Raw genomic sequence first — 23,045 nt, forward strand, 5'->3', positions numbered from 1 at the left:
GACGAATCACATCCATGGCGGTTTCTTGTACGACCCCGTGGCGACGTCGGACGGCCAGATCGCTTGTTGGACACCGTTTCCGCTCTTTTCTTGCCACTGGAGCCAGACCGGCCACACGGTGTCTTTTCCGTACACCACGTCGTGGGGATACGTCTCGTTCTTTCCATAGTATTTCAGCGTGCCCGTCGTCCCCGTGAACGTCGACGATTCGATTTCGGGGATGACGTCGCTGGCCGTCCGCGAACCGGCGGATTCAACCGCAGCCGCGTATTGCTTGATCGCGTCAAACGTGATGTATCCCGTGTACACGGGGTACTTCCCGTTCGCTTCCTTGTAGCTCTCGGAGAACGGGACCGTCTTCTTCGTAATCTTCGATTTCGGAGTTGCCGAGTTCTGTGTGAGTGCATATCGGCAAGCACCGTTTACCGAGCCGTAGTAGGACGGGAACTGCATCGGGACGTGGATACCGCCGAACTCGAACGGGCGCTGTTGTTTTGCCCACTGGACGACAGCGGCCGTCCCGGTGTGTGCCATGACGACGAACGCGGCGTCGGCACCGGAACTCTCGATGTCGTCGTAGATGGGCGAGAAGTCCTTGGTTCCGCTGGCGTACCGTTTGCTGACCGGAACGTCGACTCCGGTTCCCGAGAGCTGTTCCGTGAGAACCTTGGTGACGGGTTTGGTCCACGCGTAGTCCTCCGCGAGCACGGCCACGGACTCCCACCCCATCGAATCGAACTTCGATTTTGCGAAATCGACCATGTTCACGCCGAGATAGTGTGAATTCACCGGGCCGGTTCGGAAGAAATATTTGTACGTTTCATAATCGTCTTTGACCATCGTGGTCGCCTCCGGCGTGGCAGCGCCGGACCCCATATGAACGGTCTCTTGCTCCGCAATGGAGTCCATGATGTTTAAGAGAACCTCGCTGGTGAACACGCCGGTCGTGAAATCGACGCTTTCGCCGACGGTGAGCTCCTGATATTTCGATTTTCCGGTCGACGGATCCTCCTTCGTGTCCTTGATTACGACCTTTACGTCCTCGCCGTTCACACCACCGTTCTCGTTCAGTTGCGTTTCGGCCAGTTTGGCCCCACCTGCGATGGACGCACCGATGGGATTCTTCGTCGGTTCGGGTGCGAGCACTCCGATCTTCACCGTCCCCGACGGGCCACCACCGCTGCTTCCCAAACATCCTGCGAGACCGGCGACCCCAGCGACACCCGTCGCCTTCAACATCGTCCGTCGTGTCGACGAGTTGAATCCATCGGTTGTTTTGCCTATCCGCTTCTTGCCTTTATTCTGGATTTGTTTTTGGAGCTTTTGATTACCATCGTTAACCATAGTGTGTCCGAACTATCGAAAAGGCCCATATTAAATGTGAGGGTCGGTACCATGCGACAAAACAGCGAGGAACGCACTCCGAACGATTTCACCGAAGTGGGTGGTGGGAGCGGCTACAGGTCGGGAGAGCAACAACGAGACGAAAGACTGTGATCACACCGCACCGAGCACCGCCGTTATTCCGGGTCGGTTCCCGATTTCGTGGGGCGTTCACGGGAGCGACTCGGCCGCTTCGAGCAGTTCCTCGTCCGTCCGCCACCGATACAACCGTCCCTCTTTTTCGAAGAGGTCGAAGACGCCATCTTGCATCCATCCGAACGGATGCGTTTCGTCGTCGTACTCCCGTTTGAGAACGTGACTCTTCGAGAAGAACTCCGTGGTGCCGACGAGCAGGCCCTGTTCGACGAGGAAATCGCTCGGGTCCTTCTCTGCGACTCCGACGAGGTACGTAACGAGGTCGGCGATGAGGCAGAATTTCTGGATGCTGTTGTCCCATTCGCCGCGAATATCGACCATCCGGAACGCGTAGGCGTCCTCCCGACGATTCAGACGGTCGGTGACGAGGTTCAACCGTCGAATCGGTTCTCGGTCGTAGTTTCCGAGGACGAAGTACGAACGGTCGTTTTCGTAAACGGGTGTGAGTTCGGCCAGCGTCCGGACGATCTCTTCGTTGTCGGCCAGCGAAATCTCCTCCCGGTCGAGTCGAGCAGTTGCGCTCGTGAGAATACCCTCCGGAACCGGCGACTCTTCATCGGACATAGTACACGCACGTCGCGTGTTCAGCATAATATTTACGAAGTGATTTACCGAGTAAGGTATTCGAATTTACTCTGGAGTAATTTACTCCAGGGTAAACTACTTGTCGTGCCGGTACGTAGCTTGCAGTATGAGTACCGATTTGGGGACGGGTGAGAGCACGGAGGCCCGTGAGTTGGTCCACTTCGTGACCCAACAGACCCGGTTCGCACTGGTCACGAATATCCTACAGCACCCACGGCAACTCCCGTCGATGTACGAGCTAGAACAGCTCAACCCGAGCATCAGCGAGGCAACCGTCTACAAGCACGTTCAAAAGTTGATCGACGTGGGAATCGTAACGGAGGTCGCACTGCCGGACGCACAGCGCCGCCAAGGCTATCCCTGGAAATTCTACGGTCTGACCGACGAGGGCCGTGCATTTCTCGAAGACCACAACCTCCTCAAAGCCGAGGAGACGCTCCAACGCATCTACGAGACGATTACCGACAAACCCGAGAAGATGGTCAAGTACGAAAACGCCCCGCGACCCGACGACGGGTAATCGAACGCGGAATACCGCGCTTTTTCATCCGGGATATTTCGAACGCATTCCATCGGTGTAACGGTTTACTATCTTCGTCCATCAGGTATCGACCGCGATGGCACCGACGGGCGGCCCCTAGCGCCGACCCGTCCCGGCGGTAGCTTTATGCCAGCTACGAACACAGTATTTGTAGACGTCATCAACGAAAAAGGACTATGAACGTAATCAATCCCGCAACCGGCAACCAGATCGAAACGTACGAAGATGAGGACATCACCGAAGCCAAGGCGGCGCTCGACACCGCGACGGACGCGTTCGATTCGTGGCGAACCCGTCCGCTTCGGGAGCGCGAGGAACTCCTCTCGGACGTTGCTGATATCCTCGGCGAGCGAAAACAGAAGTACGCTGAGCTAATGACGCGGGAGATGGGAAAACCCATCTCGCAAGCGAAAGCGGAGGTCGAGAAGTGCGAATGGCTCTGTAACCACTACGCGGAACACGCGGACGCGTACCTCGCGGACGAGTACCACCCGAGTCCGGCCGGTTCCGCCGTGAAAACGTCGTACGAGCCGTTGGGGACCGTTCTCGCGGTGATGCCGTGGAACTTCCCGTTCTGGCAGGTGTTCCGCTTCGCGGCCCCGTACCTCACCGCGGGGAACGTCGGGATTCTGAAGCACGCCTCGAACGTGCCGGGGTGTGCGCTGGCCATCGAGGAGATATTCCGCGACGCGGGGTATCCCAAAGGCGTCTTCCAGTCCCTGCTCCTCCCCTCGTCGTCCGTCGAGGACCTGCTCGCCGACGACCGGGTGAAGGCGGCGACCCTCACCGGGAGCGGCCCCGCGGGTCGAGCCATCGCATCGACGGCCGGGGAGCACCTCAAAAAGACCGTTCTCGAACTCGGCGGCAGCGACCCGTTCGTCGTGCTCGACGACGCGGACTTGGACGCGGCGGCGGAGACCGGCGCGTGGGCGCGCAATCAGAACGGCGGCCAGTCGTGTATCGCGGGGAAACGCTTCATCGTCCACGACGCGATATACGACGAGTTCATCGACCGACTCATCGACGAGTTCGACGCGCTGACGGTCGGCGACCCGATGGACGAAGACACCGACATCGGCCCGCAGGCCCGCGCGGACCTGATGGAGGAACTCCACGAGCAGGTGACCGAGAGCGTGGACGCGGGCGCGACCGTCGAACTCGGCGGCGAACCGCTCGACCGCGAGGGTGCGTTCTATCCGCCGACGATTCTCACCGACGTTCCGGAGGGCTGTCCCGCGGACGCGGAGGAACTGTTCGGCCCCGTGGCATCCGTCTACCGCGTCGCCGACGAGGAGGACGCGATTACGAAGGCGAACGACACGGAGTTCGGCCTCGGCGCGAGCATCTGGACGGAAGACCGGGAGCGCGGCGAACGACTCACCCACGAAATCGACGCGGGCTGCGTGTACGTCAACCAACTCGTGAAATCCGACCCGCGGGTTCCGTTCGGCGGTGTCAAGGAATCCGGCTACGGGCGCGAACTCTCCGAAATCGGTATTCAGGAATTCGTCAACCGAAAGACCATCTGGGTCGAATAGCGAATCCCATCTTTCCCGTCGAATCGTCACTCGAACGGTCGTTTCTGCTCTCGAGGTAGGTGGACGAACGGAGCCGTTTCTCCGGCCCGCGCATCTTCTACAGTGGATAATTCCTGCGAGTAAATGTCAATTGAATGCCTTTATTGCCTCTCAGTACGAAAACCGTGTACGGGTTCCGAATTCAAATTTCGTTTATGCCGCATATAGAAATCGTGGACAACTTATTTATAATTCTTTCACATGGTATCCCATATGACGGCGAGTCCACCGATAGACGAACTCCATTTCGAGGACGCACCGGACGTCGGAACCGTTCCGGGACCGAACACGCGGGAATTGCTGGACAAACAGCGCGACATCGACAGCAGCGCGGTTTCGTACCCGGAGGACATTCCGATAGCCTTCGAATCGGGCAAGGGTGCGACGGTTCGTGACGCGGACGGGAACACGTACATCGACATGTTCGCTGGCATCGGCGTGCTGAACGTGGGACACGCCAACCCGTACGTTCTCGATGCGGTGCACGAACAGGCGGACAAACTCGTCCACACCGTGGACTTTCCGAGCGAAGCGCGCCTCGATCTCATCGAGAAGCTCGACGAAATCGCGCCCGGGGCGCTTCAGGGCAACAACAAGTTCGTCTTCGGCGGGCCCACTGGGAGCGATGCCATCGAGGCCGCGATAAAGCTCGCCAAGTACAACACGGGCGGCGACGGCCTCATCGCATTTCGGGGGGCGTACCACGGCGCGACCAGCGGCGCGATGAGCCTCACCGGAAACAAGGGTTTCAAGGGCGATTACACGCCCCTCCTCTCGGACGTCGTTCACGCGCCCTATCCCCATCCGTTCGGGCAGGACAAGACGCCGGAGGAAGCGGTCGACCACGCGCTCGAAGAGGTTCGAGCCATCCTCGAAGACCCCTACGGCGGACTGGCGAACCCGGCGGGTATCTTCGTCGAACCGATTCAGGGCGAAGGCGGCATCATCACGCCGCCGGAAGGGTTCCTCACCGGGCTTCGGGAAATCGCCGACGACAACGACGTCGTGCTCGTTTTCGACGAGATTCAGAGCGGCCTCGGGCGCACCGGTCAGTGGTGGGCGAGCGAGTGGTACGACGTCACGCCGGACGTGATGACGACGGCGAAGGCGCTCGGCGGCGTCGGCTTCCCGCTCTCCGGGGCGATGTACCACGAGGACCTCGACACGTGGGGGTCGGGCGACCACGCGGGCACCTACCGCGGGCACGTCGTGGCGATGCGGGCCGGAACGCGCGCCATCGAGTACATTCAAGACCACGACCTGCTGGCGCACGGCCGCGACCTCGGCGAGTACGTCCGCGGCCGGCTGAACGAGGCCGCGACCGAAACCGGCAGTATCGGCGAGGTTCGTGGAAAAGGGCTGTTCGTCGGCGCGGAGTTCGTGGACGTGGACGGAAACCCGGACGGTGAAACCGTCGACGCGATTCAACAGTACTGCTACGAACAGGGCGTTCTCGTGTGGAAGGCCGGACGCCACGGCAACGTCCTCCGCCTCCTCCCGCCGCTGGTCCTCACGGAGGAACTGGCCGAGATCGCGATGGACGTCATCGTCGAGGCCGTCCGGGAAGTGACCGCGGAACGGCAGGCGACCGCGTAGAACGAACCTTCGACCGACTCTTCGAACCTCCGAACGATTTCGAACCACCATGAGTGATACCGACCGAATCATCACGGACGAGGCACCGCGCAACGAGAACCCGTATTCGCAAGGCGTCCACGCGGGCGACACGCTGTACGTCTCCGGGTACGGTCCCGTTGACCCCGAAACCGGTGACGATATCGAGGGTGACATCCGAACGCAGACCGAGCGCGTGTTGGATAACATCGCCGCCGTCGTCGATGAGGCGGGCGGCGACGGCCTCGACGACGTTGTAAAAACGACCGTCTATCTGACCGACCTCGACGACTACGATGCGGTCAACGACGCGTACGGCGCACGGGTTCCCGGCACGCCACCGGCGCGGGTCTGCGTCGAAGTCGCACGGCTTCCGGGGGACGTGCGGGTCGAAATGGACGCTATCGCGTACCTCGGCTGACTCGATACCGTCAGTCGTTCAGCTCTTCGACGCGCTGGTCGCGCTGTTCCGCCGCGGCGTTGACCTTCTCGATGAACGAGTGCATCTGTTCTTTCATCTCCGAGCGCATGGACGTGGCGGAGAACTCGTCGGATTCGGTGAGGAGGCGGATGAACGCGCGGAGTTCCTCGTCGGTTATCTCCTCGAAGTCGCCGAATTCGAGTTTGTCGATGACCTCGTCCACGTCTATTTGACCGACCGGTTCGACGTTGAAATCTACCGTGACCATGCGGTAGTCCGACCCCGCCAGTTCCTGTTCGGCCTCGTTGACGCCTTGGGCGAGCATGTCCTTGAACGGGGTGTAGTAGCCCATCGTCCCGAGATGGAGGAACGCGAGCATGTCGGTGATTCCCTGCGTGTAGGCGTCCCTCGCGTCGTCGTCGGGGTTGAAGACCGTCTCCCGGTCACGGTCTTCGAGGTGTTCGAAGAGAAGAGTAAAGTCGAGAATGGCGTTCCGGAGGCGACGGCGAATCCGATTTCGCTTCTGCTTTTTGGAGTGCTCCGTGTAGTCGGATTTTCGCCCGATAAGGAACTCCCTGTCGCTCGGCGTGAGGATGCCTCGGTCCCGATCTGCGGAGTAGGCGAGGTCGTATCTCGCCTCGCGCTCGGATGGTTCATCACTCATAAACGGAAATTGTGTACGACACTGATTAAGGGTTACGAAGGTGCGGTTTTCGGACCCCGATTCGAAACGGCGGAAAGGCCGGCCGTATCCCCGGTGAGCACGGGAGTAACCCCGATTAGCTCTTCACCACCGCGAGTTTCGAACGGGAATGGCCCCGTTGTCGAATTCCTTCTGGTAGAACGGCCACCATCCATTTTCCATAAAGCATGTTATACCATCATATATCATATAACTGTTGTAGTCGTACACAGATAACGTTCTCACCTCATTCTTATAAACATATACTGTATGCGCTAGCATCAATATCCGTAATATTTATCACCGTCATTCACGATGCATGCTATGTATGCCACCATACACCATGGCTATTGCCATCAATTATCACCCATGAGACACAAATCACACAGCCGTTACGGGAAGGACGGATTGACCATCGGGGACGGCGGAATGACCGTTCGGCAACCGAAGACGACGAATACCGGGCCGAGAACACAGCCGTCGGCCCGACGGCTGGGGGGTGGATTCGAATGAGCAACTCCGACGACCAAGGTGCAATCGCCGAGTTCCGCGAGGAAATCGAACCGACCATCTTCGGGGCCGGTGCGGCGGTCACGCTCGTCTTCGTCGCCGCGTTCGTGTTGAATCCGGCCGACTCGTACGATTTTGTCGAGGGAATACAGTTCTGGATTTTGGAGTACTTCAACTGGTACTTCCTCATCGTGATGTTGGCCTTCGTCCTCTTCCTCGCGTTCCTCATCTTCGGCCCGTGGGGAAAACTCCGGTTAGGCGACGAAGACCCAGAATACAGCTATCTCTCGTACTTCGCCATGATGTATTCGGCCGGACTCGCGGCGGGCATCGTCTTCTGGGGTCCGGCGGAGGCGCTCACGCACTACGGGAGCGTGCCGCCGCTATACGACGTACCTGACAAGTCGGCGGCCGCGATGCCCGTCGCGGTGCAGTACGCCATCTTCCACTGGAGTCTCACCCAGTGGTCGTGTTTCACCGTGATGGGACTCGCCATCGGCTACTTCGTCTATAACTACGACGCCCCGCTCAGGGTGTCGGCGGTGTTGACGCCGATACTCGGTGCCGACAACGTCGACGGACCGATAGGGAAGGCCGTCGACATCCTCGCCGTTTTCGCAACGCTGGGCGGCGTTGCCACGTCGTTGGGGTTCGTCGGAAGCCAGTTCATCACGGGGCTGAGCTTCCAATGGGGCATCGAACTCGGCGACGTGGGGACCATCTTGGTCATCACGGGCATGACCGTGGTCTTCACCACCTCGCTCGTTCTCGGGGTCAACAAGGGTATCAGGTGGCTCTCGAACTTCAACATGGTGTTGTTCTTCCTCGTGATGGTCGCCACCCTCATCTTCGGTCCAACGTTCCGCATCCTCGAACTCGGGTCACAGGCGTTCGGTCGGTTCGTCACCGATTTCTTCAGGATGAGCCTCTTCACGGAAGCGGCCCAACCACCCACCTACGACAAGTGGGTGAACCAATGGACTGTCTTCTACTGGTTGTGGCCCTTGGCGTGGTCGCCGTTCGCTGGGCTGTTCATCGCCCGCATCTCGCGTGGTCGGAGCGTCCGCGAAGTCGCGTTCGCCGGAATCGGAGCGACGTCGATGGCCACCGTCCCGTGGTTCATTATCGTCGGCGGGACGGCCGTCACGATGCAGAACACGGGTGTCGCACAAATTCTCGGCCCCATCGGTCAATATGATGCGTCGGTCGCCGGGTTCGTTCTGTTCAACGCGGTTCCGGTCATCGGCCCGCTTCTCCTCGCCGCGTTCCTCATCCTCGTGACGACGTTCTTCGTCACGTCCGCCGACTCCTCGACGCTGGCGGTGTCAATGATAACAACCGGCGGAAAGGAACACCCCTCCTCTATCAACCGCATCTTCTGGGCGGTGCTTCAGGGGACGGTCGCATCCATTCTCATGGTGGTCGGTGGTGTCGATGCGCTCCAATCCGCATCCATCATCACGGGCGCACCCTTCGCCGTCGTCTGTCTCCTCGCCATGCTCGGGCTCGTGAAAACGTTCCAGGAGGAATCCGGTGGCATCCTCCTCCAGGACCGCACGAAACTCATCGGCGCGCCGACGGTACGGGAGGAATCGACGGACGGGGCGAAGGTGGCCGGGCAAGACGACGACTGACCGGCTACTCGACCGGCAACCATCGTCCAATCCTGCAACGACAACAAGTTTTAATAACGCAATATACGAACATTGTGTATGGATAGGGACACGGCGAATCCCGAGGTGGCCACGCTCCCCGGTCCGAACGCACAGCAGTGGATCGACTTTCATCATGAGCACTCCGCGCCGAGCGAGTTCTCACACGAGTTCGTCTGGGACGTGACGGGCGAAGCGGACGGCCCGTTCGTCACCGACGTCGACGGCAACGTCTTACTCGATTTTACCTGCCACATCGGCGCGGCACCGCTCGGCTACAACAACGAGAAGATTCTGGATAAACTGCGCGAGTTCTCGCTCGTCGAACCGATGAAGGTCGCCGGACAGGACATGTACTTCGGCGCGGGACCGGACCCGGAAACGGCGGAGTTTCCCGCGTCGAGCCACCTCGTCGAGAAACTCGTCGATGTCTCCAGTCAGTACGGCATGGACACCGTCTTCCTCTCGAACTCCGGGGCCGAGGCCATGGAGAACGCGATGAAGATAACCCACGACCACAAGCCCGCCGCCAAGTACGCCTACACGTTCGACGGGAGCTTTCACGGACGAACGCTCGGAACCCTCTCGCTGACCCGTTCCAACGAGGTGTACACGCGCCACTACCCGGAAATCGGCGGCGTTCGGATGGTCCCGTTCTGCGAGGCGTCCGGCGACACCGACGACGCTTGTGACTGTGGCTTTTTCACCGAGAACGGCTCACAGCTACGGAACGCGCTCCAACCGGAAGGCGGCCACGTCAACCCCGACGAAGTGGCGTTCGTCACCATCGAACCGATTCAGGGAGTGGGGGGCTATCGGTTCCCGAACACCGAATTCATGGCCGAAATCGACGACGTGTGTGAGACGTACGACATCCCGCTCGTCGTCGACGAAATCCAGTCCGGCGTGGGACGGACGGGGGAGATGTGGGCGTCCGATCACTACCCCATCGAACCCGACGTCATCGCCAGCGCGAAGGCGCTTCGAACCGGCGCGACCATCTCGCGGTCGGACCTCTTCCCGTCCGAGAAGAACCGTCTGGGGTCGACGTTCGGCGGCGGCGACCTCCTCGCGTCGATGCAGGGCGCGTTCACGCTCGAAGCCATCGAGGAGTACGACCTGCTCGACAACGCGACGAAACGCGGCAGGCAAGCCAAGGAGTTGCTCCGCGATGGCGCACCGGCACACGTCGATGACGTGCGCGGCAAAGGGCTGATGCTCGCCGTGGAGTTCGACACGGCGGACCGACGCGATGATGTCGTCCGCGAAGCGCTGAAACGCGGACTCCTCACCCTCGGCTGTGGGTCGAAGACAATCCGGCTCCTCCCGCCGCTGGACTCGACGGAACGCGAAATCGAACTCGGCGTCGGCATCCTGAACGAAGCCATCGAGGCAGCGGGAACGCCGTCCGTGAAACCGGCCTAAAAGGTTCGAACCGAATTCCGGCCGTCGAATCGCCGCCCGGTAGCGATTTTCGACCGATTTTACCCGTCCAACGGACCGTTCTCCACCGCGATGCCGTCCCGGTCGTCCAGCGCGTCGAACACCGTCGAAAGGTGGTCCCGTCCACCTCCCGCCACGCCGATGGTCACCGGCGTTCGATTCGGGTCGTCCGCGTCGGTTCGGCGCGCCCGCTCCAGTTCCTCCAGTTCCGCGCCGTGTCGTTCGAGGGTTTCAGTGAGCGCATCGAGTCCGCTCGGCCAGTCCGCGACCGAGAGGCGGGCCTCCGCGTACCGGCCGAGTCGCATCAAACCGGAGCGGGTACGCTCGGCGTGGTCGGAGAGGTTCACGTTCCCCCGGAGACGATTATCGCGACGTGTTCGTTCGTGACGTCCACCGCGCCGGAGAGCAGCGCCGCGAGCGGCGCTGCGCCAGCGGTTTCCGAGACCGTTTTCGCCCGCTCTGCGAGGAGCGCGACGGCGACGCTCATCTCGCGGTCGCTGACGCTCACCACGTCGTCCACTCGCTCGCGGATGACGGCGAAGGTCTTGTCGAGCAGTCGAGTGTCGGCGATACCCTCAGCCACGGTGTCCACGCCCGACAGTTCGTGGATTTCGTCGCGTTCGAGCGACGGCTTGGCGTGGAACGCGCCCTCCGGTTGCACGCCGACGACACGGATGTCCGGGTCGTGCGCCTTGAGAACGGTTGCGATTCCCGAAATCAAGCCGCCGCCGCCGATGGAGACGAGGAGGGAATCCAGTTCCGGATACTGGTCGAGCAGTTCGAGGCCGACGGTTCCCTGTCCCGCGATTATCTCCTCGTCGTTGAACGGGTGGACGAATCGCAACCCCTCCTCGTCCGCGAGTTCGAGGGCGTGCTCGTAGGACCGTTCGTAGATATCGCCTTCGACGAGGACTTCCGCGCCGTATTCTCTGGTCGCTTCTATCTTCGCGGAGGGAGTCACCTCGGGACGACGATGGTCGTGTCGATGCCGAGCAATCCCCCGGCAAAGGCGACGCCCTGCGCGTGATTGCCCGCGCTCGACGCGACGACGCCGCGCTCGCGCTCAGACGACGACAACTGCGCCATCGTGTTGTACGCGCCGCGACTCTTGAACGACCCCGTTCGTTGCATGTTCTCCAGTTTGAGGCCCACAGAGGCCGCCCCGCTTCGCTCCGCGAACGTCGTCGAGCGGTCGAGTGGCGTCCGGTGAATCACGCCGTCGAGACGCGTTCGAGCGGCGTTCACGTCGTTCACGCCCACGACATCGTCGGCGGACGGGTACACGTCCTCGTCGTTCGTCCGTTCGGAGTTCACGCTTCGGTCCCCGGGACGGAACGGATGGATTCGACCAGCACGTCGACGCCGATTTCGAGGCTCCGTTCGTCGACGTCGAATGTCGGCGTGTGATGGCTCGTCGGATGGTCGGTGCCGACGATGAGATACGTGGCGAGACCGCCGTTCTCCTGTACCCGTCGCATCAGGAACGTGGCGTCCTCGCTCGCGCCGAAGTCCGCGGCCGGGAGGACCGACTCGACGCCATCGACGTCGCGGGCGACGTTCGCCACGACGTCGGCGAGTTCGGGGTCGCTGTCCGCGCGCGGGGATTTGCTCCGCACGTCGATGTCAACGTCACAGCCGTGCATCTCGGCGGCGGTTTCGAGCGTCCGGTTCAGGCGGGATTGCATGTACTCCATGAGTTCGGTCGTCTCGCCGCGCGCCTCCGCTTCGACGTGTGCGAAATCGGCGATGACGTTGCTCGACGTCCCGGCTTCCGCCCATCCGAGGTTGACGCGGGTCATCCCGTCCTCGTGCCGCGGAATCGCGTAGGCGTTCTGGATGGCGGTTCCGAGCGCCTGCATCGCGTTATCGCCGTCCTGCGGCGCTTTTCCGGCGTGTGAGGAGGTTCCCTCGAACGTCACGTCGACGTGACACATGGCGAGCGGGCGCTCGATTCCGGCGACGACCTCGCCGGTCGGATGGTCCAATCCGACGTGGACGGCAAAGAGGTAATCAAGGTCGTCGGCGAACCGGCTCTCCGCCATCGGGTGGCCGCCACCCGACACCTCCTCGGCGGGTTGGAAGAAGACGACGAGCGTCCCCTCGAAGTCGCTCTCCGCGATGGCTTCGAGCGCCGCCAACCCCCACGTCATGTGGGAGTCGTGACCGCAGGCGTGCATCGTCCCATCTCCCTCCGACCGAAAGCCGTCGGCGGCGGGAACGTGGTCGCCGTCCGTCGATTCCTCGATGAACAGGCCGTCGATATCCACCCGCAAGCCGACCGTCGGCCCGGCCCCTCGATCCAAGACGGCGACGACCCCGGTGTTTCCCCCCGCCATGCTGTCGAGGAGATCCGGGTCGGCACCGCGTTCGCGGGCGCGCTCGGACCACTCCTCGATGTCCTCGGCGTCTGGGACGGCCATCCTGTCGTCGCTGTCGTACGCCTCCGTGCCGACGGCGAGGTCGTCGACGCCGACCTCCCGAATCTCCTCAACGAGTCGATGCGTCGTGTAGAACTCGCGCCACGCCGGTTCCGGGTACCGATGAAACTCCCGCCGCACGTCGGCGAGTCGGTCGCGTATTGGTTCCGCCATGCGTGGTACTGGCACGCCCAGCCACTTAATTGTAAACGCAATTCGTTGACAGCGACTACACAAAAGGACTAAGGTGGGGCCTGACAATCGTTCGACCGTCGATTCGCGTCAGCAGACGCGGTGGTGCACATGAGTGAAAACCCGGATATCGTCGTCCTCCGCGAGGGGACCGAAGGACTCTCGATGGAATCGTACGCAGAGGCGTTGCGCGAACGTCTCCCCGACCGAACCGTCGTTCACGCTCGGACGCCGAAGATGGAGCGCGAACTCGTCGCGGATGCCCGGGTCGTCACCGGCATCACCGTAGACGAAGCGCTGCTCGCCCGCGCCGACCGACTCGAACTGTTCACGTGTACGTTCGCGGGCACCGATCACGTTCCCATGGACGTACTCGCCGAACGCGGCGTCGCGGTGACGAACGCGGGGGGCATCCACGCGCCCGGCATCGCCGAGCAGGCCGTCGGCAACATGCTCGTCTTCTCCCGTCGTCTGCACGAGGGCTGGCGACGCAAGCGGCGCTCCGAGTGGCGGCATTTCCAATCCGGGGAACTCACCGGGAGCACTGTCACCGTCATCGGTCTCGGGTCCATCGGACAGGCGGTCACCCAACGTCTTCAAGGGTTCGAGGTAGAGACCATCGGCGTTCGGTACACGCCGGAGAAGGGCGGCCCGACGGACGAAGTGGTCGGCTTCGACGAGGACGCCATCCACGACGCCCTCTCTCGCAGTCGGTACGTCGTCGTTGCCTGTCCGCTCACGGAGGCGACGCGCGGTCTCATCGGGGAGTCGGAGCTCGCGACGATGCCGACGGACGCCGTTCTCGTCAACACCGCTCGCGGCCCAATCGTCGATACCGACGCGCTGGTCGCCGCGCTCCGGTCGAACAAGATTCGCGGAGCGGCACTCGACGTGACCGACCCCGAACCCCTCCCGGCCGACCATCCGCTATGGGACTTGGAGAACTGCCTCATCACGCCGCACACCGGCGGACACACGCCGCTCCACTGGGACCGGCTCGCAGACATCGTTGCGGGGAACCTCGAACGCCTCGAAACGGGCGAACCGTTGGAAAATCAGGTCCTCGCGCCGGAGACGACGTAGTCAGAGAGGTAGTTGTCGATTCGACGGCTTCTCAGTCGGATAGGATTCCGAGCAGCGTGTCGAGTTCGAAGTCAGCGATCGGGTTGGCTTCGGATTTGACCGTCGTGATGACGAACTTCGAACTGGTTCGTTTTATTGCTGAGATGCGCTCGAACTCCTCAATGAGCCCCTCCACCATCCCACGCGTCGGAAGGTTGCTGATGACGATGAAATCGGTATCGCCCATGGTGAAGTAGACCTGATTGACGCCCTCGATTTCACCGATTTTCTCCCCCACCTCGTGGTGATAGCCTTCCTCAAACTCGGCTATCACTTCCGATATGACGGTTATTGGGAGTCCGATTTCTTCGAGATCAACGTCCGTCATCTCGTTCGATATGGCACCCTGTTCGCGGAGTTTCGTCAACCGATAGTGAACGGTGGATTTCGGGATGTCCGTCGCCTGATGAATGGCGTCCGGACTGGACGTCCGCTCTGTCGCAATAGCGTTGAGGATACGAATGTCTTTTTCGTCCATCGTGTCAGAGTCCCAGATATAGTTCTATCAGTTCCTCCTCGTCCGCGAGTTCGTCCGGAATCCCCTCGAACTGGAGGTCACCCTCGGCGAGTATGTACACGTAATCCGCCAGTCGAAGTGCGGCAGACACGTTCTGTTCGATGAGAATCACCCGCGACCCGCGGTCAACGAGAGTTTCGATGAGGTCGAACGCGTCGTCAACGAGCGCCGGGGCAAGTCCGGCGGAGGGCTCGTCCAACAGGTACGTGTCCGCGCCGGTCATCATCGCCCGACCGAGGCTGACCATCATCTGCTGCCCGCCCGAGAGTGAACGGGCTTTCACGTTGAGTTTCGCTTCGAGGGCAGGAAACGCTTCGATCACTTCCTCCCGTCGTTGCGCGAGGACGTCACCGTCCGCCTCCGTGAATCCGCCGACGCGCAAATTCTCGGCTACCGTGAGCGATTCGAACACGCCGCCGCCCTGTGGGAGGGTCGCGATTCCGGTCGTCACGATTTCCTCTGGGTTGAGGTCGGTGATCTCCTTCTCGCCGTATCGAACCGTCCCCGACCAAATCGGCACGACGCCGTTCAGCGTCTTCAACATAGTCGACTTGCCGGAACCGTTCGGTCCGAAGATGCAGGTGACGCCGGGATGTGACGACAGCGAAACCCCATGCAGCACTTCGTGTTCGTCGTAGCCGGCAACAACATCCTCGGCTACAAGCGTGGGGGGTTCGTCTGTGCTGGTCACAGCGACACCCCCTCGTCGGCGGCCGAACCGAGGTAGGCCTCACGGACGTGTTCGTCCCGTTTTACCTCCTCGAACGGGCCTTCGACGATGTGGCGGCCCTGGTCGAAGACGGAGACGGTGTCCACGACCGTCCGCATCACCGTCATATCGTGTTCCACGATGACGAACGTTGTTCCCCGTTCGTTGAGCGTCTCGATGTGTTCGAGGATTCGATTTTCGAGGGCGGGGTTAACGCCCGCCGTCGGTTCGTCGAGTAGGATGCAATCGGGGTCCAACATCAGTACCCGAGCCAATTCGAGTAACTTCTGCTGGCCACCACTCATCCCGCGGGCCTGGTTGTCCGCGATGTGGTCGATTTCGAGGAACGAGAGGATTTCGTCGGCCCGTTCGTCTTTGTCCACCTCGTCGGGTGCCCTCACGGCGAGCAAATTCTGCCGGACGGTCATGTTCTTGAACGGTGAGACTATCTGGAAGGTTCGACCCATCCCGCGGCGAGCGATTCGGTGTGGCTTCCAACCGGTCACGTCGGTACCGTCGAAGACGACCGACCCGCCGGAGGGTTCGTAATATCCCGTGAGGGTGTTGAAGAAGGTCGTCTTGCCGCTCCCATTCGGGCCGATGATACCACGAATCTCTCCCCGCGGTACTTCGAGGGAGATGTGGTCGTTCGCGGTCAGTTTGCCGAACTTCTTCGTGAGGTTCTCTGTGTGCAGAATTGTCTCGGTCATCTGAAATTGAATTTGTCTGCTAGTTCGCGGAGGTTGCGTTTGATGTCGGTGCTGCCAACGTCCCCGTTGAGAAAGCCGACGATGCCGCTCGGGGCGAACAACACGACGAGCATTATCAGAACGCCTATCAGCGGCAGGTAGAACGTCGACTCGCCGAGGAACAACGCCGAAAGGCGTTCCAGTGCGAACACGATAAGCCCACCAACCACCGGGCCAGCGACGGTTCCGAGACCGCCCAACAGCGCCATGATGACCATTCGGTCGGTCACGATAGGGGCGAGGACGGAGTTGGGATGGATGTAGGTGATGAAGTAGGCGTTGAGGCTGCCGAACAGCGCCGCGACGACGCACGAGAGGACGTACACCTGACGCTTGACGCGCGTCGTATCGATGCCGAGCGATTCGGCCGCGTCCTCGTCGTCGCGGAGCGCTTTGACCTGAAAGCCGAACTCGCTACGCTCGAAGAGTTTCCAGGTCAGTAGCAGGGTTCCTGCTGTCATGGCGAGCATCGCGTAGTAGAAGATTGCCGGTGGCGGTCCCACCGGAAGGCTCATCCCGAAGGTCCCACCGGTGATATCGGTGATGAGCGCTCCCTGTTTGACCGCTTCCGCGAACGCCCACGTGGCGATGGCGAAATACGCTCCCTTGAGTCTAAGCGTCGGGACGGCAATGAGGTACGCGAGGCCGGCACCGACGGCGGCAGCGAGGAGGAGTCCCGCGAGGAACGGGGCTCCGAACTGAACCATCACGATACCGGTCACGAACGCGCCGACGCCGAAGTACGCGCCGTGGCCGAAGTCCAAGTAGCCAGCGTATCCACCGATCATGTTCCACGATTGGGCCAACCCGATCCACATGAGCGCTTGGAGCGCAATACGCGTCCAGAACGAGTTCACGAAGAAGGGGAGTGCCAAGAGAGCGATCAACCCGACGCCATATAGGCTGAGACGGAGGTATGTGCTCTCTTCGATTCCCAACCCGAGTGTTGGAAATCGACTATCAACCACTGGCTTCGACGTTTGCGTCGCATCCGACTTGTCGTCGCTCATGTCGCCCACTCCCCCTTGCCAAGGATTCCTGCCGGTGAGACGAGCAGTACCACGTAAATGAGCGTGAAGAGGGCGAACAGCACGAGTTCGCCGCCGAGGTAGACGGCCGTAATCGACTGTGTAAGTCCGAGGACGATTCCGCTGACGATGACGCCCGGTAGGTATCCCAACCCTGCGAGGACAACCATGAAGAACGCGAACGCCGTGTACTGGATTCCCATCCCTGGATTCGCGGTGAAAACGAGCCCGATGAACACCCCGGCGGTAGCAGTGAGTCCGGCGTACGCGCCGTACGCAATGGACTGATATCGGTTGATGTTGATTCCCATTAGTCGCGCTGTCGTCCTATCCTCGGCGATGGCTCGGATGGCGACACCCCCTTTCGTGTTGTAGAGGTAGTACATGAAGACGCCGAGCGCCAACAAACCGAATACGGCCGTTGCGACCCGAACCGTCGGAAACACACCGACGCCGGAAATGGATAGCCGGCCGGCGAGAATGGACGACGGGACGTTCTTGTTGTTCGGACCGAAAATCGAAAGGACCGAACCACGCATGAAGGTAGCCAGCCCGAACGTGAACACGAGCCCCATCAACAACGGATGGGGGCGGTCGCCGGTGGTCACATGATGGATGAATGGTTGGATGAGAAAGCCTAGTGCGAAGTACGCGAGCAACACGAACGGGATGACGAACAGCCCTTCGTTACCGAAGAGCGGCACGAGGAGCGCGGCCGTGAACGCACCGAGCATCACGTACTCTCCGACGGCGAAGTCAACGACTTCGAGGACGCCGAACGCAAGCGAGAACCCGACGCCGACGGTGACGTAGATGCCGCCGAGTAGCAACCCGTTGATGACCGTCTGAACGAGTAATCCTGAATCGACCATGGGGTCACCGTTTATTCCAACCGGGGACAGGGTACTTTGGTGTCCCTTCGGCGGCGTCCTTCGGTCCAACGATGGTGGGTTCGCCCTTTTTGTCCAACTGAATCGCAAGCGGTTCAGTCTTCACGTTGTTGTGATAAAACTCGCCATCAGTTTCGAACTGGACGTCACCGTAGAACGTTTTCACGTTGATATTCTCAAGCGTCGAGACGAGTTCGTTCCGCTCGTCCTGTGAGAGCGGCGGTGTGACTCCCATCTTCTTGAACGCTTTTTGAAATACGATGCCAGCGGCGGTGGACGCCGCCTGCGTGTAGTCCGGTTGGCTGTTGTAGGTCGTTTTCGCGGCGTCGGTGTACTTCTTCGGCGTGCCGAACAGCATGCCACCGGACCGTTGGACTTTCGGAAGCCACACCGTCGCACCGAACATGTAATTGCCGGCGGCACCCGCACCCTCCTTGAAACTGCTCGTGTTCACGCCGTAGTGACACATGAAGCCATTCGGGCTGTAATCGATCTGTTTAGCCGCCTTCACCAAGTCGACGTGGCTTCCGATGTGACCGCCGTGGAAGTGGAAGTCCGGGTTCGAGTTCTTGGCTTTGCTCACGACGTTCGAGTAATCGGTACTTCGGGGGAACAGTTCGTAGCCCGCGATATCGACCCCTGCGTCCTTGGCGGCGGATCGGAACGCTTGTGAGGTCGCTTTCGAGAACGGCGTGTTGACGCCGGTGATGTAGACGGACTTGGGAGCAGGGTCGAAGCTGTACACTGATTTCGCGGCTTCTTTCGCCATGAGGGCGACCGTCGGAATCGTCCCGAAGGTGTACTTGGGTTTCTTCTGCCATATCTGGGGGGACTCGGCGCTTCCCGTGATGTGTGGCATCTTGTTCTTGTCCATTATCGGAGCGACAGCGAGGGTGACGCCGCTCGAATAGGGTCCCAACACGGCATCGACCTTTTCGTTGGATATCATCTTCGAAGCAGCGTCCGCGCCGGTGCTCGGGTCGGACTTAGCATCCGCATAGGTGAGTTTCACCTCGTACTTACTGCCATCTATTTCGATGCCGTCGTTGCTGTTCACTTCCTTTTTCCACAGTTCGTAGCCGCGGCGAGTGACGTTCCCGCCGAACCGAAGATCCCCGGAGAGGGAGGTCACGACTCCGAGTTTGAAATGATCCCGATCCGGTTCGGAGCTCCCGAATCCGCTACAACCGGCGAGTCCGGTTAGGCTAGCTGCACCGGTCGCTCCGGTTACTTTGAGAACGTTCCGTCGATTCACAGAATGGCCATTGTTACCCTTTGGCATGACAACTAACGCTCTTTCACCCTAATATTTAATCATTTCGATTTATGTGAACAGTATTCAATAAAATGGTCGAGTATCGAACGTAGTACAATCGTTTTGGGGTTACACTGTCCCTGAGCCGGAAGTGGGTGTACAGACCTCTCGAATCGCGTTCGTGACGACGTTGAGAGCGGTCTCCACGAGTTCGTGGGTGATGACGAGCGGGGGTATGAGTCGGAGCACTTCGCCATCCCGTCCGGCACTCCACACGAGGACGCCGTGTTCGTAGCAGTATTGCTGAACGGCGTTCACGGCCGCTTTGCCAGGTCGTCCTCCTTCGTCGACGAACTCGGCACCCACGAACAGTCCGCGACCTCGAATCTGCTGTAACTGAGGGACCTCCTCGGCAACAGTGTGCAGTCGGTCGCGGATGTACGCGCCGACGTCACGAGCGTGGGCGAGCAGGTCGTGGTCTTGGATGTACTCGATGGCGCGCAAACCGGCCCGCATCGCCGGAGCGTTCCCGCGATAGGTACCGACGTGTCCACCCGCCTCCCACGTGTCGAGGTCCTCGTGGTACATCGTGGCCGAAAGCGGAAGACCAATTCCGCCGATGGCTTTCGCCATCGGAACGATGTCTGGCGTCACGCCCTCCCACTCGCTAGCGTACCACTGACCCGTCCGACCGAATCCAGTCTGAATCTCGTCGACGATGAGCGGGAGGTCGTTGTCATTGGCAATCTCACGGAGGCCAGGGAGGAATCCCTCGGGTGGAACGACTACTCCTCCTTCGCCCTGAATCGGTTCGACCCAGATACCTGCAGGATTCGCGAGGCCACCGTACGGGTCTTCAACGAGTTCACGGACGTTCGACAGTGCGCGGTCGACGGCATCCTCGGGCGAGAGATTCTGACGTTCCGGATACGGGTAGGGAAGGTGTGTTACGTCCGCGAGCAACGGCGTGTACTCTCGCTTGTACTTCCGACCAGCGGTCAGACTCAGTGCACCGGAACTTGCTCCGTGGTACGCCCCCCGAAATGCGATGAGGCCGTCGCCGCCCGTGTTGTACTTGGCGAGTTTGATGGTCGCCTCGATGGCGTCGCTCCCAGTGGGCCCGCCGAAGACAACCCTGTTGTTACCTTGAAGCGTTCCAGGGGCGATTTCGTCGAGTTTCTCGATGAGATCGAGACGAGCTTCGGTCGGAAAGTCAACGGTGTGAACGACCTTCCTCGTCTGCGCTTCCACTGCTTCGAGGACATATGGGTTGGCGTGCCCGACGTTCAACACGCCGATGCCGGCGAACATGTCGATGTACGTGTTCCCGTCCGCGTCGCGAACCGTCGCCCCCTGTGCGTCCTCGATGGCGATCGGAACGCGCTTGGGATATGCGACAGCGCTGCTTTCGATGCGCGCCTGTCGTTCGATACGCTCCTTCGACCGAGGTCCCGGCACTTCCGTTTGGATGTTCGGTGCCTCAAAGTGAAGTTCGTCTATCGGTGGACTCCCCATGTACGAACTCTGTTCAAACAAGGACAAAAATTTTACTGATACTCCAATATTGAATTTGATTATTGAACACAATTCAACAACATACCGACATTGACACACGCCGATTAGAGCGTACTATACCCCTGTTCGGTAAGCTGTGGCGCTATACGTACCACTATCGTAAGAATAGCGATTTGACTATACGTTTCAGTGGGGAGTCGAACGGCGTGACGGATGCATGGCATTCCGTGTCATATGAGCACACAGACCGTAATTTCGGCGGATTTGAACGAGGTTCAAATTTTCCCCTTGGATTCGTTTCGTGTCCGGTTTCAGAGGTCGGATAGGGACATTTTGTCGAATGTGGATTACGACGTGAAGAGGCGTCGCGGGAAATCGGCCAGCACTTCGGCACCGTTCGAGGTGACGCGGAACGTCTCGCTCAGCTCAACCCCGAAATCGTCGAACCAGAGGCCCGGAATCATGTGGAAGGTCATGTCCTTCTCCAGCACCGTTTCGTCGCCGGGACGCATGCTGGCGGTGTGCTCGCCCCAGTCCGGCGGGTATCCCAGTCCCATCGCGTAGGCGATTCGGTCCTCCTTTTCGAGGTCGTACTGTGCGATGGTGTCCCGCCAAACCTTCTCAACCGACTCGCAGGTGACGCCGGGTTCGACGGCATCGAGCGCGGCTTCGAGTCCTTCGACCACCACGTCTGCCGTTCGCTGAATCTCGTCCGGGGGGTCGCCGACGAACGTCGTCCGGGCGAGCGGCGAGTGATAGCGGTGCCGACACCCGGAGAGTTCGATGATAACGGGGTCGCCGTCCTCGAACTCCCGGTCGGTCCACGTGAGGTGGGGTGTCCCCGTGTGGTCGCCCGAGGGCATCAGCGGAACGATGGAGGGATAGTCGCCGCCGAAATCGTCGGTGCCGCGGATGAGACCGTCGTAGATGGCGGCGGCTGCCTCGTACTCGGGAACCCCCTCCTCGATGGCGTCGAGTCCGGCCAGCATCGCCTCCTCGGAGATGCGCGCCGCCTCGCGCATGTAGTCGAGTTCCTGCTCGCTCTTCTTGATTCGAAGCCAGTTGACGAGGAGCGTCGCGTCCTCGAAGTCGGCTTCGGGGAGGTTCTTCTGGAGTCGCGTGTAGGATTTCGCGGTGAAGTAGTAGGCGTCCATCTCCAACCCGATGTCGCCGTCGTCCACGTCGAGGTCTTCGAGAACCGCGCTCAGGTAATCCATCGGATGACGGTCGTACGGCGAGTGAACGTAGTCGTCGTCGTACGCCCGAATGCTCTCCGTGTCGAGCCACGTGGTTGCCCGTGCGCCGTTGGCGTCCATTCCGCGACCGACCCACACGGGTTCGTCACGTTCCAGGGAGACCACGACAGCCTGATGCACGTAGAACGACCAGCCGTCGTACCCCGTGAGATAGTTCATGTTCGCGGGGTCGGCCACGACGAGCGCGTCGAGTTCCGCTTCACGCAGTCGCTCTTTCGTCCGTTCTAAACGCCGTTCGTACTCGCTGTCGTCGAAGATAGTTCGTTGCATGCTAACGACACTCATCTAACCAGTCGTGGAATAGCTGTTTAACTTTTTTGTGTACGAAGGAAACAGAACATGTGTACACTGCGGCTTGGCTTGACCGCATAGCGGTCTAGCTATCGCCCACGTGACGAATTCGAGACGAAGCGGAAGTGGGTAGTTTCCGATTCTTCCGATACGCTCTGTTTCTATTCTCGCTACCCACCTATTCCACCCATTCCACCCATTCCACCCATTCCACCTATTCCACCTATTTTCCAGGAGTTAACTATTCCATCCATTCTCTGGGGACTATCTCTCCCACCGCTTTCCCTCTACCTCTTTCTCTCTCACCGCTTTCTCTGCCACTTCCCTATACGCTCTACTTCCCTATACGCTCTACTTCTCCCATTCTTCCGTACTCGAAGACAACGAGACGATGATTGCAGAGCAAATCACTGGTCTATCGACAAACACGATGGCGGCTTTGGGTACCTGTCTGTGGTCCGTTCAGGTATCGATTCAGTTGCGAACGTGGAAAATTGTAATCCGGAGGGAATCTCGATGGGACGAATTCTTAACACCCCG

At 60.4% G+C, this 23,045-nt stretch carries 19 protein-coding genes and 1 pseudogene; 7 read left to right on the forward strand and 13 right to left on the reverse strand.

The window, feature by feature from the left end; all coding sequences use genetic code 11:
* Positions 1-6 precede the first annotated feature (6 nt).
* Together BG842_RS23860 and BG842_RS23865 are read right to left on the reverse strand one after the other, a co-directional pair.
* A complete protein-coding gene (locus tag BG842_RS23860) occupies positions 7-1,239 on the reverse strand; it encodes an ABC transporter substrate-binding protein (RefSeq protein WP_069452753.1) in 1,233 nt (410 codons plus the stop codon).
* Positions 1,240-1,554: 315 nt separating this feature from the next.
* Entirely contained in the window at positions 1,555-2,103 is a 549-nt protein-coding gene (locus BG842_RS23865) for a hypothetical protein (RefSeq protein WP_069452754.1), read from the reverse strand.
* A gap of 127 nt (positions 2,104-2,230) precedes the next feature.
* Between BG842_RS23865 and BG842_RS23870 the strand changes: the two genes are divergently transcribed.
* The 4 genes from BG842_RS23870 (at position 2,231) to BG842_RS23885 (ending at position 6,277) form a co-directional block, all read left to right on the forward strand.
* Positions 2,231-2,644, forward strand: coding sequence for a MarR family transcriptional regulator (locus BG842_RS23870; protein ID WP_069452755.1), 414 nt, complete (start codon positions 2,231-2,233; stop codon positions 2,642-2,644).
* A gap of 197 nt (positions 2,645-2,841) precedes the next feature.
* Positions 2,842-4,203 (forward strand): NAD-dependent succinate-semialdehyde dehydrogenase, encoded by a 1,362-nt coding sequence (locus BG842_RS23875; protein ID WP_069452756.1) that lies wholly within the window; start codon positions 2,842-2,844, stop codon positions 4,201-4,203.
* Positions 4,204-4,455: 252 nt separating this feature from the next.
* On the forward strand, positions 4,456-5,838 hold the full coding sequence (locus BG842_RS23880; RefSeq protein ID WP_069452757.1) for an aspartate aminotransferase family protein: 1,383 nt from the start codon (positions 4,456-4,458) through the stop codon (positions 5,836-5,838).
* A gap of 49 nt (positions 5,839-5,887) precedes the next feature.
* On the forward strand, positions 5,888-6,277 hold the full coding sequence (locus BG842_RS23885; protein WP_069452758.1) for a Rid family detoxifying hydrolase: 390 nt from the start codon (positions 5,888-5,890) through the stop codon (positions 6,275-6,277).
* 10 nt (positions 6,278-6,287) lie between these two features.
* On the opposite strand, the gene BG842_RS23890 is transcribed toward BG842_RS23885, so the two are convergent.
* On the reverse strand, positions 6,288-6,941 hold the full coding sequence (locus BG842_RS23890; protein WP_007980825.1) for a hypothetical protein: 654 nt from the start codon (positions 6,939-6,941) through the stop codon (positions 6,288-6,290).
* 527 nt (positions 6,942-7,468) lie between these two features.
* On the opposite strand from BG842_RS23890, the gene BG842_RS23895 reads away from it, so the two are divergent.
* On the forward strand, positions 7,469-9,103 hold the full coding sequence (locus BG842_RS23895) for a BCCT family transporter (RefSeq protein ID WP_069452759.1): 1,635 nt from the start codon (positions 7,469-7,471) through the stop codon (positions 9,101-9,103).
* Positions 9,104-9,181: 78 nt separating this feature from the next.
* Positions 9,182-10,546 carry an aminotransferase class III-fold pyridoxal phosphate-dependent enzyme gene (locus tag BG842_RS23900; RefSeq protein ID WP_069452760.1) on the forward strand — a complete coding sequence of 455 codons (1,365 nt, stop codon included), beginning with the start codon at positions 9,182-9,184 and terminating at the stop codon, positions 10,544-10,546.
* 59 nt (positions 10,547-10,605) lie between these two features.
* On the opposite strand, the pseudogene ilvA reads toward BG842_RS23900, so the two are convergent.
* Positions 10,606-11,878 (reverse strand): annotated as a pseudogene (ilvA, locus tag BG842_RS33330) (threonine ammonia-lyase).
* Positions 11,875-13,155, reverse strand: a complete 1,281-nt coding sequence (locus BG842_RS23910; protein WP_069452761.1) for an amidohydrolase — start codon at positions 13,153-13,155, stop codon at positions 11,875-11,877. The pseudogene ilvA and the gene BG842_RS23910 overlap by 4 nt, the downstream one beginning before the upstream one ends.
* A gap of 129 nt (positions 13,156-13,284) precedes the next feature.
* Here BG842_RS23910 and BG842_RS23915 point away from each other — a divergent pair, with 129 nt between their 5' ends.
* Complete coding sequence (locus BG842_RS23915; RefSeq protein ID WP_069452762.1) at positions 13,285-14,256, forward strand: D-2-hydroxyacid dehydrogenase; 972 nt, start codon at positions 13,285-13,287, stop codon at positions 14,254-14,256.
* A gap of 31 nt (positions 14,257-14,287) precedes the next feature.
* On the opposite strand, the gene BG842_RS23920 is transcribed toward BG842_RS23915, so the two are convergent.
* The 8 genes from BG842_RS23920 to BG842_RS23955 all read right to left on the reverse strand — a co-directional run bounded on the left by BG842_RS23920 (position 14,288) and on the right by BG842_RS23955 (position 22,484).
* On the reverse strand, positions 14,288-14,773 hold the full coding sequence (locus BG842_RS23920) for an Lrp/AsnC family transcriptional regulator (protein WP_069452763.1): 486 nt from the start codon (positions 14,771-14,773) through the stop codon (positions 14,288-14,290).
* 4 nt (positions 14,774-14,777) lie between these two features.
* On the reverse strand, positions 14,778-15,503 hold the full coding sequence (locus BG842_RS30730; RefSeq protein WP_069452764.1) for an ABC transporter ATP-binding protein: 726 nt from the start codon (positions 15,501-15,503) through the stop codon (positions 14,778-14,780).
* Positions 15,500-16,231, reverse strand: coding sequence for an ABC transporter ATP-binding protein (locus tag BG842_RS30735; RefSeq protein ID WP_069452765.1), 732 nt, complete (start codon positions 16,229-16,231; stop codon positions 15,500-15,502). Before BG842_RS30735 ends, BG842_RS30730 begins: the two co-directional genes overlap by 4 nt.
* Positions 16,228-17,280: a branched-chain amino acid ABC transporter permease gene (locus BG842_RS23935; protein WP_069452777.1), complete on the reverse strand. Its 1,053-nt coding sequence runs from the start codon at positions 17,278-17,280 to the stop codon at positions 16,228-16,230. Before BG842_RS23935 ends, BG842_RS30735 begins: the two co-directional genes overlap by 4 nt.
* The gene (locus BG842_RS23940) at positions 17,277-18,170 is read right to left on the reverse strand and encodes a branched-chain amino acid ABC transporter permease (RefSeq protein ID WP_069452766.1); all 894 of its coding nucleotides are present in this window, start codon (positions 18,168-18,170) and stop codon (positions 17,277-17,279) included. Before BG842_RS23940 ends, BG842_RS23935 begins: the two co-directional genes overlap by 4 nt.
* Positions 18,171-18,174: 4 nt before the next feature.
* The gene (locus tag BG842_RS23945; RefSeq protein ID WP_069452767.1) at positions 18,175-19,443 is read right to left on the reverse strand and encodes an ABC transporter substrate-binding protein; all 1,269 of its coding nucleotides are present in this window, start codon (positions 19,441-19,443) and stop codon (positions 18,175-18,177) included.
* 129 nt (positions 19,444-19,572) lie between these two features.
* Positions 19,573-20,958, reverse strand: coding sequence for an aspartate aminotransferase family protein (locus BG842_RS23950; protein ID WP_069452768.1), 1,386 nt, complete (start codon positions 20,956-20,958; stop codon positions 19,573-19,575).
* Positions 20,959-21,305: 347 nt separating this feature from the next.
* A complete protein-coding gene (locus BG842_RS23955) occupies positions 21,306-22,484 on the reverse strand; it encodes a M24 family metallopeptidase (RefSeq protein WP_069452769.1) in 1,179 nt (392 codons plus the stop codon).
* Between the last annotated feature and the right edge of the window lie 561 nt (positions 22,485-23,045).

The organism is Haladaptatus sp. W1 (assembly GCF_001723155.1).
Lineage (GTDB): Archaea > Halobacteriota > Halobacteria > Halobacteriales > Haladaptataceae > Haladaptatus > Haladaptatus paucihalophilus.

Coding starts and splice junctions, on each gene's coding strand:
- BG842_RS23915 (WP_069452762.1), top strand. CDS start 13,285: ATGAGTGAAAACCCGGATATCGTCGTCCTCCGCGAGGGGACCGAAGGA.
- BG842_RS23885 (WP_069452758.1), top strand. CDS start 5,888: ATGAGTGATACCGACCGAATCATCACGGACGAGGCACCGCGCAACGAG.
- BG842_RS23950 (WP_069452768.1), bottom strand. CDS start 20,958: ATGGGGAGTCCACCGATAGACGAACTTCACTTTGAGGCACCGAACATC.
- BG842_RS23865 (WP_069452754.1), bottom strand. CDS start 2,103: ATGTCCGATGAAGAGTCGCCGGTTCCGGAGGGTATTCTCACGAGCGCA.
- BG842_RS30735 (WP_069452765.1), bottom strand. CDS start 16,231: ATGACCGAGACAATTCTGCACACAGAGAACCTCACGAAGAAGTTCGGC.
- BG842_RS23955 (WP_069452769.1), bottom strand. CDS start 22,484: ATGCAACGAACTATCTTCGACGACAGCGAGTACGAACGGCGTTTAGAA.
- BG842_RS23935 (WP_069452777.1), bottom strand. CDS start 17,280: ATGAGCGACGACAAGTCGGATGCGACGCAAACGTCGAAGCCAGTGGTT.
- BG842_RS23890 (WP_007980825.1), bottom strand. CDS start 6,941: ATGAGTGATGAACCATCCGAGCGCGAGGCGAGATACGACCTCGCCTAC.
- BG842_RS23860 (WP_069452753.1), bottom strand. CDS start 1,239: ATGTTGAAGGCGACGGGTGTCGCTGGGGTCGCCGGTCTCGCAGGATGT.
- BG842_RS23870 (WP_069452755.1), top strand. CDS start 2,231: ATGAGTACCGATTTGGGGACGGGTGAGAGCACGGAGGCCCGTGAGTTG.
- BG842_RS23910 (WP_069452761.1), bottom strand. CDS start 13,155: ATGGCGGAACCAATACGCGACCGACTCGCCGACGTGCGGCGGGAGTTT.
- BG842_RS23900 (WP_069452760.1), top strand. CDS start 9,182: ATGGATAGGGACACGGCGAATCCCGAGGTGGCCACGCTCCCCGGTCCG.
- BG842_RS23920 (WP_069452763.1), bottom strand. CDS start 14,773: ATGGACGAAAAAGACATTCGTATCCTCAACGCTATTGCGACAGAGCGG.
- BG842_RS23875 (WP_069452756.1), top strand. CDS start 2,842: ATGAACGTAATCAATCCCGCAACCGGCAACCAGATCGAAACGTACGAA.
- BG842_RS23895 (WP_069452759.1), top strand. CDS start 7,469: ATGAGCAACTCCGACGACCAAGGTGCAATCGCCGAGTTCCGCGAGGAA.
- BG842_RS23880 (WP_069452757.1), top strand. CDS start 4,456: ATGACGGCGAGTCCACCGATAGACGAACTCCATTTCGAGGACGCACCG.
- BG842_RS23940 (WP_069452766.1), bottom strand. CDS start 18,170: ATGGTCGATTCAGGATTACTCGTTCAGACGGTCATCAACGGGTTGCTA.